Raw genomic sequence first — 13,229 nt, forward strand, 5'->3', positions numbered from 1 at the left:
TTGTACGACTTATGCGGTACGCCTTGTTCCGCACGCCGGGTGTCGGCCACAGCGCCTTCCTCGCGGCCGGGGCGGCCGTGACCGGGGGCAAGGCTCCCAGGACCACGGCCGCCGGGCACCGTCCTTGGGGCCCGGCTCACACGTTTGGGGGCGACCCCTCGATCGGGCGTCCGATCACCCCGGGGCGCCGCTGCCACGGCAACGGGCCGGTGGGCGGCCGGTAGTCGACGCCGAGCGCGTCAAGGCGCTTGTAGTGGGCGGTCATTCGCCGTTCGAAACCGGCGTAGTCGCGCTCGGCGGGCGCGGGCAGCCGGCTCCAGGCCACCTCGGCGAAGGCGGCGAGGCGGGGGAACACCTGGTAGTCGACGCGGGCCTGGTTCTCCATCACCTCGGTCCACACGTTGGCCTGGGTGCCGAGCACATGTGCGGCGGCCTCGGGGCCGAGTTGCGGCGGCACCGGCTCGAACCGGTAGACGTCCTCCAGCGTCCGTACGTAGCCGATGGGCATGGGCTCGTCCTCGCCGGCGGCCTGGCGGTGGTCCAAGTACACGTGCTGCTCGGGGCACATGACGACGTCGTGGCCGGCCTCGGCGGCGGCGATCCCGGCGCCGTAGCCGCGCCAGGAGGAGACGGCGGCGCCGGGGGCCAGCCCGCCCTCCAGGATCTCGTCCCAGCCGATGAGCCGGCGGCCGCGGGCGCCGAGCCAGCTGTCGAAGTGCCGGATGATCCAGGACTGGAGCCCGTTCTCACCGGCGAGCCCGAGCTCGCGGATGCGCTCCTGCGCCGCGTCCGACTTCTGCCACTGCTCCTTGGGGCACTCGTCGCCGCCGATGTGGACGAACGGCGAGGTGGCCTCGGGGAACAGCTCAAGCACCTCCTCCAACACCCCTTCGTAGAAGCGGAGGGTGGTGTCAGTGGGGGCGAGTACGTTCGGATTGACGCCCCAGGTGTCCCAGACGGAGAGGGAGGCGGTGTCGATGACATCGGTGTTGCCGAGTTCGGGGTACGCGGCGATGGCGGCCTGCGAGTGCCCCGGGATGTCGATCTCGGGGACGACGCGGATATGCCGCTCGGCGGCGTACGCGACGATCTCGCGGATGTCGTCCTGGGTGTAGTAACCCCCGTGCGGCTTCTCGTCCCACAGGGGCGACGCGCGATGCCCGTACTTGGTACGCGACCGCCAGGCGCCGACCTCGGTGAGCCGGGGGTAGCGCCTGATCTCGATCCGCCACCCCTGATCGTCGGTCAGGTGGAAGTGGAACACGTTGAGTTTGTGGGCGGCCATGAGGTCGAGGTAGCGCAGCACGCCGTCCTTCGGCATGAAGTGCCGTGAGACGTCGAGCATCAGGCCGCGCCAGCCGAAGCGGGGGCCGTCCTCGATCGTGACGCCGGGGAGGTGCCAGTCGCGGCCGGGGGCCAGGGGTGCGCGGCGGAACGCGTCGGGGCCGAGCAGCTGGCGGAGCGTCTGCGTGCCGTGATGGACGCCGGCCGGGGTGGCGCCCTCGATGAGTACGGCGACGTTCTCGACGGTGCCGTCGGTGGAGAGGCGGTAGCCCTCCGGGCCGTGTTCGGCCGCGAGGGCAGGGTTGATGCGCAGGAGGACGCTGTTGGGGGCAGGGGTGCGGGTGGTTCCCGTGGGGAGGGGGAGGCCGGTGGCGGGGCCGATGGTCGTGCGCAGGAGGGTGGCTAGGGGTTCGGTGCCGGTTGCCGCGTGCAGGGTGGTGTGGGCGTCGAGGGTGCGGGGTGGTGCGGCCCGCCGCTCCGCGGTGCGGGGTGCGGGGATCAGGCCGTCCATGTCCATGGGGTGTCCTCCGGATGGTGTGGGTCTTTTTTCTCCCCGCCCCGCCCCTTCCCGAGACCCTCCGGGGGTGAGTGGGTGGGGCAGGTGCGGGCCGGTGGTCCTGGGGCTCCGCCCCAGACCCCGCTCCTCAATTGCCGGAGCGGCTTGATTTGGCCCGCGGTATGCAAAACGGCCCCCAGGTGTGCCTGTGGCACGCCTCGGGGGCCGGTTCATTTCGGGGCGGGGTTTTACTTCTTGTCCTTGCCGCCCTTGTCCTTGTCGCCGCCGGCGCCCATGGACTCGTAGATCTCCTTGCACATCGGGCAGACCGGGTACTTCTTCGGGTCGCGCCCCGGTACCCAGACCTTGCCGCAGAGCGCGACGACGGGCGTACCGTCGAGCGCGCTCGCCATGATCTTGTCCTTCTGGACGTAGTGGGCGAAGCGCTCGTGGTCGCCGTCGCCGTTCGACACCTGCGGCATCGGCTCTACGAGGGTCCCCGTACCTGCCCCGCGCTCGGGCTCAAGAGTGCTCATGACCACCAAGGGTACTGAAGGCAACCCGATGCAGCGGCAGGGTGTCGCCAGGGCGTCAATTGAGCGAGGGATCGTCCGGATACGTGGCGACCATCGCGAGCTCGCTGCGCTGGCGGCGCAGCACCGCCCGCCACAGGCTCTCCGGCTCCGGGGACGAGACGTCACCGGGCTCCGACTCGACCACGTACCAGGCGCCGTCCGTCAGCTCGTCCTCCAGCTGGCCCGGGCCCCAGCCCGCGTACCCCGCGAAGATGCGCAGCGAGCCGAGCGCCGCCGCGAGCAGTTCCGGCGGGGCCTCCAGGTCGACCAGGCCGATCGCCCCGTACACCCGCCGCCAGCCCAGCGGCCCCTCGTCGCCGGGGATCACCGCCACGCCGAGGGCGGAGTCGAGCGAGACCGGGCCGCCCTGGAACACCACGCCGGGTTCGCCCGCGAGGCCCGCCCAGGATTCCAGGATGTCGCCGACGCCGACCGGCGTCGGCCGGTTCAGGACCACGCCGAGCGTGCCCTCCTCGTCGTGGTCGAGGAGCAGCACCACCGCCCGGTCGAAGTTCGGGTCCGCGAGGGCGGGGGTGGCGACGAGCAGCCGCCCTGTGAGCGAGGACACCTCGGTCATGCCGACATGATCCCGCATAACCGGCCCGTGCGGGAGACAAGGTGCCGCGCGAAGCGCGTCGTTGAGGGGGCGGTCGGGATTGGGGTCTCCCCTGCTCCTTCAGAGCTTGGGGAAGGGCGGGCGCACGGCAGCAGTGGGGCGCACGCCGATTTCGCGCCACCCGATCCGCGCCCGGGAGCCGGGACGCGCTCCGTGACCCTCCGCAGAAGTCCCTGCGCGGAGCGTGCTGTAGCGAATTCATTACACACGTGAACCGTCCTTGGCCTTATGGGGCAGGGGTGAAAGCCCCTTACCCTTTACCCCTGCCCCTTGCCCGACCACTCCGGAACGCGAGATTCATGACCGGCACAGACGATGTACTGCTTGTCCACGGCGGAACCCCGCTTGAGGGCGAGATCCGCGTCCGCGGCGCGAAGAACCTCGTGCCGAAGGCGATGGTCGCCGCCCTGCTCGGCAGCGGCCCGAGCAGACTGCGCAACGTGCCCGACATCCGTGACGTCCGCGTCGTACGGGGCCTGTTGCAGCTGCACGGCGTGACGGTGCGGCCCGGCGAGGAGCCGGGCGAGCTGATCCTGGACCCCTCCCATGTCGAGTCCGCCAACGTCGCCGACATCGACGCGCACGCGGGTTCCTCGCGGATCCCGATCCTGCTGTGCGGCCCGCTGCTGCACCGTCTGGGCCACGCCTTCATCCCGGGCCTCGGCGGCTGCGACATCGGCGGCCGGCCCATCGACTTCCACTTCGAGGTGCTCCGCCAGTTCGGCGCGACCATCGAGAAGCGCGCGGACGGCCAGTACCTGGAGGCCCCGCAGAGGCTTCGCGGCTGCAAGATCACGCTGCCGTACCCGTCGGTCGGCGCCACCGAGCAGGTGCTCCTGACCGCCGTGCTGGCGGAGGGTGTGACCGAGCTCTCCAACGCCGCGGTCGAGCCGGAGATCGAGGACCTCATCTGCGTACTGCAGAAGATGGGCGCGATCATCGCCATGGACACCGACCGGACGATCCGCGTCACCGGTGTCGACAGCCTCGGCGGCTACACCCACCGCGCCCTCTCGGACCGTCTGGAGGCCGCCTCCTGGGCGTCCGCCGCGCTGGCCACCGAGGGCAACATCTACGTCCGCGGCGCCCAGCAGCGCTCGATGATGACGTTCCTGAACACCTACCGGAAGGTCGGCGGCGCCTTCGAGATCGACGACGAGGGCATCCGCTTCTGGCACCCCGGCGGCTCGCTCAAGTCCATCGCCCTCGAAACGGACGTGCACCCGGGCTTCCAGACCGACTGGCAGCAGCCGCTGGTCGTCGCTCTCACGCAGGCCACCGGCCTGTCCATCGTCCACGAGACGGTGTACGAGTCCCGGCTCGGCTTCACCTCGGCGCTGAACCAGATGGGCGCGCACATCCAGCTGTACCGCGAGTGCCTGGGCGGCTCCGACTGCCGCTTCGGCCAGCGCAACTTCCTGCACTCCGCGGTCGTGAGCGGCCCCACCAAGCTCCAGGGCGCCGATCTGGTCATCCCGGACCTCCGGGGCGGCTTCTCGTACCTCATCGCGGCTCTGGCGGCCCAGGGCACCTCCCGCGTCCACGGCATCGACCTGATCAACCGCGGCTACGAGAACTTCATGGAGAAGCTGGAGAGCCTCGGCGCGAAGGTCGAGCTCCCGAACGGCGCGCTGGTCTGACCCCCTGGGGGTCTGGCAGAGCCCCGGACGGTACGCAAAAGGGCGGCCACCCTTCACAGGGTGGCCGCCCTCAGTGTTGCTGCTAAGCGGCCCAGCAGAGCTAGGGGCGCTTACTTGCCCTTGGCGGCTTCCTTGAGCTTCGAGCCCGCGGAGACCTTCACGCTGTAGCCGGCCGGGATGTTGATCGGGTCGCCGGTCTGCGGGTTACGAGCGGTACGAGCGGCACGGTGGGTGCGCTCGAAGGTCAGGAAGCCGGGGATGGTGACCTTCTCGTCGCCCTTGGCGACGATCTCGCCGACGGTCTCGGCGAGAGCGGCCAGCACGGCGTCGGCGTCCTTGCGGGTCACCTCGGCGCGGTCGGCCAGCGCGGCCACCAGCTCACTGCGGTTCATGTTGTTACTCCCGTGTTCTTCTTGCCTGTGAGGCGTGAGATCGAAGCCGATGCTGCCAGGGCCCTCGGACAGCCCCCGGACCCGGGTCCGTTCTCACGATCCTCGTGTCCTGGGGGTTCCCCCTGGACGAAGTCCTTGGGGGAGCATCCTGCCCCCACCTGTGGCGGGAAAGCCAATCCGGCACCCTCCCGAGTCACACCGAGTCACACGAAAAGCGCCACTTCCTCGATGTGGTGACGCTCCGTCGACTCCGTATGCACTGCGTGGAGAGACCCCTCGGGAGATCCCGGGGGGCTGCCGACGCGGATGCGGGTCATGGTCCGCCACCCTAAGGGGGCGTTACTTGGCCCGCATCCCGCGACGCGCCGGAGCTCAGGCCGACGTGGGCGCCGTCACAGTGGCGCCGGCCGCCTTGGCGGCGGTGCGGACGGCTCCCGCGACGGCTCCGGCGACCTTGTCGTTGAAGACCGACGGGATGATGTAGTTCGCGTTGAGCTCGTCCTCGGCGACGACGTCGGCGAGCGCGCCGGCGGCGGCCAGCATCATCTCGGTGTTGACGGTGCGGGACTGGGCGTCCAGGAGGCCGCGGAAGACGCCGGGGAAGACCAGCACGTTGTTGATCTGGTTGGGGAAGTCCGAGCGGCCGGTGGCCACAACTGCCGCGCTCCGGCGGGCGATTGCGGGGTCGACCTCCGGGTCCGGGTTCGCGAGCGCGAACACGATCGCGCCGTCCGCCATCGCGGCCACGTCGTCGCCGTTGAGGACGTTCGGGGCGGAGACGCCGATGAAGACGTCGGCGCCGACGACGGCCTCCTTGAGCGTGCCGGTCAGGCCCTCGGGGTTGGTGTTGTCGGCGATCCAGCGCAGCGCCGACTCGGGGCTCGCGTCGACCAGGTCGGCGCGGCCCGAGTGCACGACGCCGTGGATGTCGGCGACGACGGCGTTCTTGACACCGGCGGCGAGCAGCAGCTTGAGGATGGCCGTACCGGCCGCGCCGGCGCCGGACATGACGACGCGTACGTCGCCAATTCCCTTGCCCACCACGCGCAGTGCGTTGGTCAGCGAGGCGAGCACCACGATGGCGGTGCCGTGCTGGTCGTCGTGGAAGACGGGGATGTCGAGGGCCTCGCGCAGGCGGGCCTCGATCTCGAAGCAGCGGGGCGCGGAGATGTCCTCCAGGTTGATGCCCGCGAAGCCGGGGGCGATCGCCTTGACGATCTCGACGATGGCGTCGGTGTCCTGGGTGTCCAGGCAGATCGGCCAGGCGTCGATGCCGGCGAAGCGCTTGAAGAGGGCCGCCTTGCCCTCCATGACGGGCAGCGCGGCCATCGGGCCGATGTTGCCGAGGCCGAGCACCGCGGAGCCGTCCGTCACGACTGCGACGGAGTTGCGCTTGATGGTGAGGCGGCGCGCGTCCTCGGGGTTCTCGGCGATCGCCATGCACACGCGGGCGACGCCCGGCGTGTAGATCATCGAGAGGTCGTCACGGTTGCGGATGGGGTGCTTCGACTGCATCTCGATCTTGCCGCCGAGGTGCATCAGGAACGTACGGTCGGAGACCTTGCCGAGGGTGACGCCCTCGATGCCGCGCAGTTCCTCGACGATCTCGTCGGCGTGCGCGGTGGAGGTGGCCGCGATGGTGACGTCGATCCGCAGCTTCTCGTGGCCGGAGGCGGTCACGTCGAGGCCGGTCACCGACCCGCCGGAGGACTCCACGGCCGTGGTGAGCTGGGAGACCGCCGTGCCGCTGGCGGGCACCTCAAGACGGACCGTCATCGAGTACGAGACGCTGGGCGCCGTTGCCATGACCGTGTTCCTCTGCTTTCCCTGGCTTCGTTGCTGACGCCGCCCCGGCTGTGGCGTGGCGGCGCCCTCCGATGGTCGCACCTACTGGCTGGTAGCCGATAATGGACGACCTTTTTCGGAAAGTAGTTTCCACCATACGAGAGAGCGATGGTCGGGCGGAAGCCCCTACCGGCGATCCGCCGAAGCTCCTCCCGACGATCCGCCAACGACAACAGGCCCACGCCATCCGCAGATGACGTGGGCCTGTCGCACACGTTAATGACACCGACCCGCCATGCTCGCCTCGCGGCAAGTGGTCGCTCTAAGCGACTAAGGTTGGGCCCGGGGGCTTGGATCGAGCCGGTGCCGTACCCAGGCTAACAAACCACTCAGGCAAGTGATCCCCGCATCGCGAGTTGACTCGCATTCAATCGCGGAGCAGGTCCGGCACCCCGTCCGCGTCGGGCTCGTCGCGCTCGCCGGAGACGACCGTGAGCTGCTGGGTCGCGCGGGTCAACGCCACGTACAGGACGCGCAGTCCGGCCGGGGACTCGTCCGCGATCTCCGCCGGGGACACCACCACGGTGGCGTCGTACTCCAGGCCCTTCGCCTCCAGGCTGCCCAGCGCCACCACCCGGTCGCCGAGGTCCGCGAGCCAGCGCGCCGCCTGTTCGCGGCGCCGCATCGCGACGACCACGCCGACCGTCCCGTCCACCCGGTCGAGCAGCCGCGCCGCCTCCTCCCGTACGGACCGGGCGAGGTCACCGTCGCGCAGCACCGAGAAGCGCGGCTCGACCCCGGTCGAGCGGACCGCCGCCGGGGACTTCATGCCCGGCATCGCCAACGCCAGTACCCTGGCGGCCAGTTCGGCGATCTCGGCCGGGTTGCGGTAGTTCACGGTGAGTTCGAAGCGGCGGCGCGGGCGGGTGCCAAGGGCCTCGTCGCGCGCCTCGGCCGCCTCGTCCGGGTCGGACCAGGAGGACTGCGCGGGGTCGCCGACCACCGTCCAGGTGGCGGTGCGGCCGCGCCGGCCGACCATCCGCCACTGCATGGGCGTGAGGTCCTGCGCCTCGTCGACGATGACGTGCGCGTACTCGGTGCGCTCCTGGGCGAGCCGCTCCGCGCGCTCGCGCTGGGTCTCCTCGCGCTGCGGCATCAGCTCCTCCAGGCCGGTGAGCGCGTCCAGCGGGTCGTACTCGCGCCTCTTGCGCGGCCGGGCCGGGGCGCCGAGCAGCGTCTCCAGCTCGTCCAGGAGCGCCACGTCGTGCACCGAGAAGGCGCCGTCGGCGGCGCGCGCCAGAGAGCGGGCGAGGCGGCGCACCTCGCCCTGGTTGAGGATCCGGCGGGCCCAGCGGGCCAGCCGCCGCTCGTCGGCCATCGCGGCGAGCACCCCGCGCGGCGTGAGCTCCGGCCACCACGCGTCGAGGAAGGCGATGAAGCTGTCCTCGGAGGCGATGTCGTCGTCGAAGGAGGAGCGCAGTTCGGCGGCGAGTTCCGGATCGGTGTGCCGGCCGGCCGCGCCCGACTTCGACCACAGCGCGTCGAGCAGCAGCCTGCGGGCGCGCGGGCGCAGCAGGTTGACGGGGGCGGTGCCGCCGAGCACGGTCTGGCGGATCCGGCGCAGCTCGTCGGCCTCCAGCTCGACCCGGGCGCCGAACGCGACGACGCGCAGCCGCTGGCCGGGCTGCGGCGCGGGCGCCTCCTCGCCGAGGGCGAGCTGCCGGCCGCCGCGCCGCCTGGAGCGCCCGCCCTGCTCCCCCGGCCCTTCGAGGGCGCCCCTGGCGGCCCTGCGCAGCACGTGGAGCATCCGGGACGAGCCCTTGACGCGGGCGACCGCGGGATCGTCGTACTCGGTGGCCGCCGCGCCGTCCACGAGGTTGCCGACCGCCCGGATCGCGACCTGGCCCTCCTCGCCGAGCGAGGGCAGCACGCCCTCGGTGTACGCGACGAGCAGCGGGGTCGGCGAGACGATCAGGATGCCGCCCGCGTAGCGGCGCCGGTCCTGGTAGAGCAGGTAGGCCGCGCGGTGCAGCGCGACGGCGGTCTTGCCGGTGCCGGGGCCGCCCTCCACGTACGTCACGGAGGCGGCCGGGGCGCGGATCACCATGTCCTGCTCGGCCTGGATGGAGGCGACGATGTCCCGCATGGTGTGGCTGCGGGCCTGGCCGAGCGCGGCCATCAGGGCGCCGTCGCCGATGACGGGCAGCTCGGCGCCGTTCAGGGTCGCCTTGAGCTCCGGGCGCATCAGGTCGTCCTCGACGCCGAGCACCTTGCGGCCCTTGGAGCGGATGACCCGGCGGCGCACGACCCGGCCGGGGTCGACCGGCGTCGAGCGGTAGAAGGGCGCCGCGGCCGGCGCCCGCCAGTCGATCACCAGCGGCGTGTAGTCGGCGTCCAGGACGCCGATCCGGCCGATGTGAAGCGTCTCCGCGATGTCGGCCGTGCCGTCCGGGCGCACGGCGTCCTCGGCCGGGTCGACCGAGGTGTACGCGCCGTCCGGGCCCTTCTGGCCGTCCTTGCCGAGCAGCAGGTCGATCCGGCCGAAGAGGAAGTCCTCGAACTCGTTGTTGAGCCGGTTGAGGTGGACCCCCGCCCGGAAGACCTGGGCGTCGCGTTCGGCGAGCGCGCCCGGCGTGCCGACCTGACCGCGTTTGGCGGCGTCGTTCATCAGGAACTCCGCCTCGTGGATCTTCTCCTCCAGGCGGCGGTACACCTGGTCGAGATGTACCTGTTCCCCAGCGATTTCGCGTTCCCGGACCGAATCCACAGCGGATTCGGAGGTTCCGGCAGCGGAATCGACAGCGGCATCCTGCGCGGCCACCGAGGCCCCCTTCTGACGTGCATTGGGCAGCCGTCAACCGTACGCGACGGGGGACCCGATGTCAGGCCACAATTCGGCAGCTGACCGCATGTCGGGACGCGCGGGGCGGGACGCGGCTCACGCCGGGACGTCCACGAGGGCCTTCCCGTCGAACGTACGGACCTCGAAGTGGTCGATCTGGTCGCGGTTCAGCGCGGTGCCGCCGTGCACGTACAGCGGGTACTGCGCCGACACGTGCGGGCTGTCCTTGATCCCGTAGCCCCAGTTGGGCACCGCCCAGGAGGTCACGGTCTCCTGCTCGCCGCTCTTGCCGACCGCGATCAGGCTGCACTTCAGCGGGCCCTTGACGTTCTTCAGCTCCAGGACGGTGTGGGTGCCCCAGGCCTTGGACTCGGTGCCGACGGTCGCGGTGACCTGGGTCGCCGGGTCGGTCGCCGAGACCTTCTGGGTCATGTGGTTGAAGAAGGCGTCCTCGGCGGGGCTGATCGGGTGCGCCTCGGCGCTCTGGTGGGTGCCGGTGTTCGCGGAGGTCACCACGACCGCGACCGCCGGACCGCCGATGATCAGCGCGGCCGCGGCCGCGAGCAGGTACGCGCCGCGCCGCCTGCGCTTGGCGCGCTGGGCCGCGACCTCACCGATCAGGCTCTCGGTCAGGCCCGGCGGCACCGGCCGCAGGGGCTGGGTGGCGGGGCCCGGGAACTCCTTCAGCGTGGCCAGCATCGGTTCCATGCCCGCGAGGGCGTCGAGTTCCTGGGCGCACAGCTCGCAGCCGGCGAGGTGGGCCTCGAAGGCGGTGGACTCGGCGTCGTCCAGGATGCCGAGCGCGTAGGCGCCGACCGCCTCGTGCAGCGAGCCCTCGGCGAACTCCCCGGTCGTCATGCCGTCACCCCCCGTTCCTCCAGTGCGAGTTTCATGGAGCGCAGCGCGTAGAACACCCGGGACCGCACGGTCCCGCTGGGTACGCCCAGCGCCTCGGCCGCCTCATTGACCGTACGTCCCTTGAAGTACGTCTCGACCAGCGCCTCCCGGTGGGCCGGGGTCAGGTCGTCGAGCGCGTCGGAGAGGGTCATCAGCCACAACGCCTTGTCGATCTCGTCCTCCGCGGGCATGACCTCCAGCGGCGACGGATCGACCTCCTGCGGCCGGGCCTGCCGGCTGCGGTGGGCGTCGATGACGATGCGGCGCGCGACCGTCACCAGCCAGGGGCGGACCGAACCGGTGGCCCGGTTGAGCTGACCGGCGTTCTTCCAGGCACGGATGAGCGTCTCCTGCACGACGTCCTCGGCGCGCTGGCGGTCACCGGCGACGAGGCGCATGACGTACGCGAGCAGCGGTCCCGCGTGTTCGCGGTACAGCGCCCGCATCAGCTCCTCGTCGGGCACGGAGCGGTGCCGGGCCCCGAGCGGGCGGTCATCGGCCACGGCGGCATCCTTGCGCAACAGGCACCTCCAGGTCGAGACCATCCCGGCGCGCGGCTGCGAGCCGGTACATCTCTCCATACGGACGGCTGCCGCGATCCACTCAGCGCCGGGCCGGTTTTCTTCCTCACCGGGCCTTTCAGAGCGCGGCGACGCGGCGCCGGTGCCGGGCCACCCGCTCCCGGTTTCCGCACACCTCGCTGGAGCACCAGCGGCGCCGGCGTCCGCGCGAGGTGTCCAGATACAGCAGTCGGCAGTTGTCGCCCTCGCACTGGCGCAGCCGGGCCCGCGCCTCGGGGTCTGTGAGCAGGTCGACGGCGTCCCGGGCGACGGCGGCGAGCAGCGCGCCGCATTCGGGGGCGCGGCTCAGGGTGCGGACGAGTCCGCCGTCCGCACCCCGGATCGCACGTACGCCCGGGGGTGCGGCGGCGGCGAGCGCGTTGACCCGCTCCAGCGCGGCGGGCCCGCCATCGGCCGGTCCGCCCAGCTCGGCGTGGACCAACTGACCGATACAGCACCGGAGTTCGATGAATCTGGTCGGCCAGTCGCCGCCGAGTCCGGTGAGCGGGGTGCCGCGCGGGACCAGGCCGACGCGGAGCAGCCACTGGCCCAGCTGTGCGGTGCTGTCGAGCTGTTCCCTCTCGTACGCTCCGGTCGCCAGCAGATCCAGACAGATCCGCCCGGAGTCGAACCGCACCATGCGCCTGTCACCGCCTAGGGGGTTACCGGTGAGAGCCTGTGTCTGAGTGCCACCCCCCAGAGTGCCTGCCGCGGGCCGCCCCCGGAAGCCCTCCTACCGGGCGGTTACCGAGGCGGTTACCGCTCGGGCGGCCCGTCGTGCAGGATCCGCTGGAAGAGCCGGTGGTCGCGCCACTCGCCGTCGATGTGCAGATAGCGCGGCGCGAGCCCGTACTCCTCGAAACCGGCCTTGCGCAGGACGCGCTGGCCCGCCTCAGCCGTCCGCGTACTTGGCGTCGGCCGCCGGGTCGAGGGCGAGGCGGTAGCCGCGTTTGACCACGGTCTGGATGATCCGGGGGGCGCCAAGTGCCGTACGGAGCCGGGCCATTGCCGTTTCCACGGCGTGTTCGTCGGTGCCCGAGCCGGGGAGTGCGCGGAGGAGTTCGGCGCGCGGGACCACCCAGCCGGGGCGCCGGGACAGCGCCCGCAGCAGGGCCATTCCGGCCGGCGGCACGGGGTGCAGGGCGCCGTCCACGAGGACGGCGTGGCCGCGGATCTCGACGCGGTGGCCGGCCAGCGGCAACACCGTTGAGCGGGCGGGCAGTTCGGTGCACAGGAGCTGGACGAGCGGGCCGAGGCGGAAGCGTTCGGGGGCGAGCGTGGGCACCCCGCGGGCCTGCAGCGGCAGCGCGGTGACCGGGCCGACGCAGACCGGAAGCACCTCGTGGTGCAGCGCGTGCAGCAGCTCGGCGAGCATGCCGCGCTCCTCGGCCCGGGACAGCAGGGAGGCCGCGGCCGGGGCGCTGGTGAAGGTGAGCGCGTCCAGGCCGCGCGAGACGGCGGCGTCCAGGAGCCGGTCGAGCGGCGCGATGTCCTCCGGCGGCATCCACCGGTACACCGGCACCCCCACCACCTCGGCGCCGCCCGCGCGCAGCGACTCCACGAAGCCCGGCAGGGGTTCGCCGTGCAGCTGGATCGCGATCCGCCGGCCCGCGACGCCCTCGGCGAGCAGCCGGTCGAGCACCTCGGCCATCGACTCCGAGGACGGCGACCACTGCTCGGTGAGACCCGCGGCCCGGACCGCCCCCTTGACCTTGGGCCCGCGGGCGAGCAGTTCGACGCCCTGGAGCGTCTTGAGCAGCTCGTCGCCGATCCCCCAGCCGTCGGCCGCCTCGATCCAGCCGCGGAACCCGATGGCGGTGGTGGCGACCACCGTGTCGGGCACCCTGGCGATCAACTCCCGGGTGGCGCCCAGGAGTTCGCTGTCGTCGGCGAGCGGCACGATGCGCAGGGCGGGCGCGTGCAGCACGGCGGCCCCGCGGCGGGTGAGCAGCGCGGTGAGTTCCTCGGCGCGGCGGGCGGCGGTGACGCCGACGGTGAACCCGGCAAGCGGTCCGTGCGGCCCGGCCACTTCTGGTGCTGCGGACATGACTCTCCAGGGGGTGGTGCGGTGACGACCGAGCCTGCCAAGGGGGCGTGACGCTCGCGGTTCACCTCGGTTTCCCTGCTGTTACGTCACACCCC

The 13,229-nt window shown here is 71.8% G+C and carries 11 protein-coding genes and 1 pseudogene; 1 reads left to right on the forward strand and 11 read right to left on the reverse strand.

Annotated features, from left to right (window positions below; genetic code table 11):
• Positions 1–136: 136 nt before the first annotated feature.
• From ACIBK6_RS03395 to ACIBK6_RS03405, 3 genes are all read right to left on the reverse strand, one after another.
• The gene (locus ACIBK6_RS03395; RefSeq protein ID WP_399048324.1) at positions 137–1,801 is read right to left on the reverse strand and encodes a beta-N-acetylhexosaminidase; all 1,665 of its coding nucleotides are present in this window, start codon (positions 1,799–1,801) and stop codon (positions 137–139) included.
• A gap of 227 nt (positions 1,802–2,028) precedes the next feature.
• Entirely contained in the window at positions 2,029–2,316 is a 288-nt protein-coding gene (locus ACIBK6_RS03400) for a DUF3039 domain-containing protein (RefSeq protein ID WP_399048326.1), read from the reverse strand.
• 55 nt (positions 2,317–2,371) lie between these two features.
• Positions 2,372–2,932, reverse strand: a complete 561-nt coding sequence (locus tag ACIBK6_RS03405; RefSeq protein ID WP_053727200.1) for a YqgE/AlgH family protein — start codon at positions 2,930–2,932, stop codon at positions 2,372–2,374.
• A gap of 338 nt (positions 2,933–3,270) precedes the next feature.
• Here ACIBK6_RS03405 and murA point away from each other — a divergent pair, with 338 nt between their 5' ends.
• On the forward strand, positions 3,271–4,611 hold the full coding sequence (murA, locus tag ACIBK6_RS03410; protein WP_399048328.1) for a UDP-N-acetylglucosamine 1-carboxyvinyltransferase: 1,341 nt from the start codon (positions 3,271–3,273) through the stop codon (positions 4,609–4,611).
• Between the two features lie 110 nt (positions 4,612–4,721).
• On the opposite strand, the gene ACIBK6_RS03415 is transcribed toward murA, so the two are convergent.
• The 8 genes and pseudogenes from ACIBK6_RS03415 to ACIBK6_RS03450 form a co-directional block, all read right to left on the reverse strand.
• On the reverse strand, positions 4,722–5,003 hold the full coding sequence (locus tag ACIBK6_RS03415) for an HU family DNA-binding protein (protein WP_003968811.1): 282 nt from the start codon (positions 5,001–5,003) through the stop codon (positions 4,722–4,724).
• A gap of 372 nt (positions 5,004–5,375) precedes the next feature.
• Positions 5,376–6,809, reverse strand: coding sequence for an NAD-dependent malic enzyme (locus ACIBK6_RS03420; RefSeq protein ID WP_399048330.1), 1,434 nt, complete (start codon positions 6,807–6,809; stop codon positions 5,376–5,378).
• Positions 6,810–7,215: 406 nt separating this feature from the next.
• The gene (locus ACIBK6_RS03425) at positions 7,216–9,609 is read right to left on the reverse strand and encodes a HelD family protein (RefSeq protein WP_399048332.1); all 2,394 of its coding nucleotides are present in this window, start codon (positions 9,607–9,609) and stop codon (positions 7,216–7,218) included.
• A 117-nt stretch (positions 9,610–9,726) separates the two neighbouring features.
• A complete protein-coding gene (locus tag ACIBK6_RS03430; protein WP_399048333.1) occupies positions 9,727–10,488 on the reverse strand; it encodes an anti-sigma factor family protein in 762 nt (253 codons plus the stop codon).
• Positions 10,485–11,072 carry a sigma-70 family RNA polymerase sigma factor gene (locus ACIBK6_RS03435; RefSeq protein ID WP_399048467.1) on the reverse strand — a complete coding sequence of 196 codons (588 nt, stop codon included), beginning with the start codon at positions 11,070–11,072 and terminating at the stop codon, positions 10,485–10,487. Before ACIBK6_RS03435 ends, ACIBK6_RS03430 begins: the two co-directional genes overlap by 4 nt.
• A gap of 94 nt (positions 11,073–11,166) precedes the next feature.
• Positions 11,167–11,727, reverse strand: coding sequence for a CGNR zinc finger domain-containing protein (locus ACIBK6_RS03440; RefSeq protein WP_399048335.1), 561 nt, complete (start codon positions 11,725–11,727; stop codon positions 11,167–11,169).
• Positions 11,728–11,843: 116 nt separating this feature from the next.
• Positions 11,844–11,978: pseudogene (locus ACIBK6_RS03445) on the reverse strand (GNAT family N-acetyltransferase); the annotation flags it as partial.
• A 1-nt stretch (position 11,979) separates the two neighbouring features.
• Positions 11,980–13,134: a uroporphyrinogen-III synthase gene (locus tag ACIBK6_RS03450; RefSeq protein ID WP_399048337.1), complete on the reverse strand. Its 1,155-nt coding sequence runs from the start codon at positions 13,132–13,134 to the stop codon at positions 11,980–11,982.
• Positions 13,135–13,229: the final 95 nt, after the last annotated feature.

The sequence above is a fragment of the Streptomyces sp. NPDC050485 genome (assembly GCF_044458185.1).
Taxonomy (GTDB): Bacteria; Actinomycetota; Actinomycetes; order Streptomycetales; family Streptomycetaceae; genus Streptomyces.

Coding starts and splice junctions, on each gene's coding strand:
- ACIBK6_RS03395 (WP_399048324.1), bottom strand. CDS start 1,801: ATGGACATGGACGGCCTGATCCCCGCACCCCGCACCGCGGAGCGGCGG.
- ACIBK6_RS03400 (WP_399048326.1), bottom strand. CDS start 2,316: ATGAGCACTCTTGAGCCCGAGCGCGGGGCAGGTACGGGGACCCTCGTA.
- ACIBK6_RS03405 (WP_053727200.1), bottom strand. CDS start 2,932: ATGACCGAGGTGTCCTCGCTCACAGGGCGGCTGCTCGTCGCCACCCCC.
- murA (WP_399048328.1), top strand. CDS start 3,271: ATGACCGGCACAGACGATGTACTGCTTGTCCACGGCGGAACCCCGCTT.
- ACIBK6_RS03415 (WP_003968811.1), bottom strand. CDS start 5,003: ATGAACCGCAGTGAGCTGGTGGCCGCGCTGGCCGACCGCGCCGAGGTG.
- ACIBK6_RS03420 (WP_399048330.1), bottom strand. CDS start 6,809: ATGGCAACGGCGCCCAGCGTCTCGTACTCGATGACGGTCCGTCTTGAG.
- ACIBK6_RS03430 (WP_399048333.1), bottom strand. CDS start 10,488: ATGACGACCGGGGAGTTCGCCGAGGGCTCGCTGCACGAGGCGGTCGGC.
- ACIBK6_RS03435 (WP_399048467.1), bottom strand. CDS start 11,072: ATGGTCTCGACCTGGAGGTGCCTGTTGCGCAAGGATGCCGCCGTGGCC.
- ACIBK6_RS03440 (WP_399048335.1), bottom strand. CDS start 11,727: ATGGTGCGGTTCGACTCCGGGCGGATCTGTCTGGATCTGCTGGCGACC.
- ACIBK6_RS03450 (WP_399048337.1), bottom strand. CDS start 13,134: ATGTCCGCAGCACCAGAAGTGGCCGGGCCGCACGGACCGCTTGCCGGG.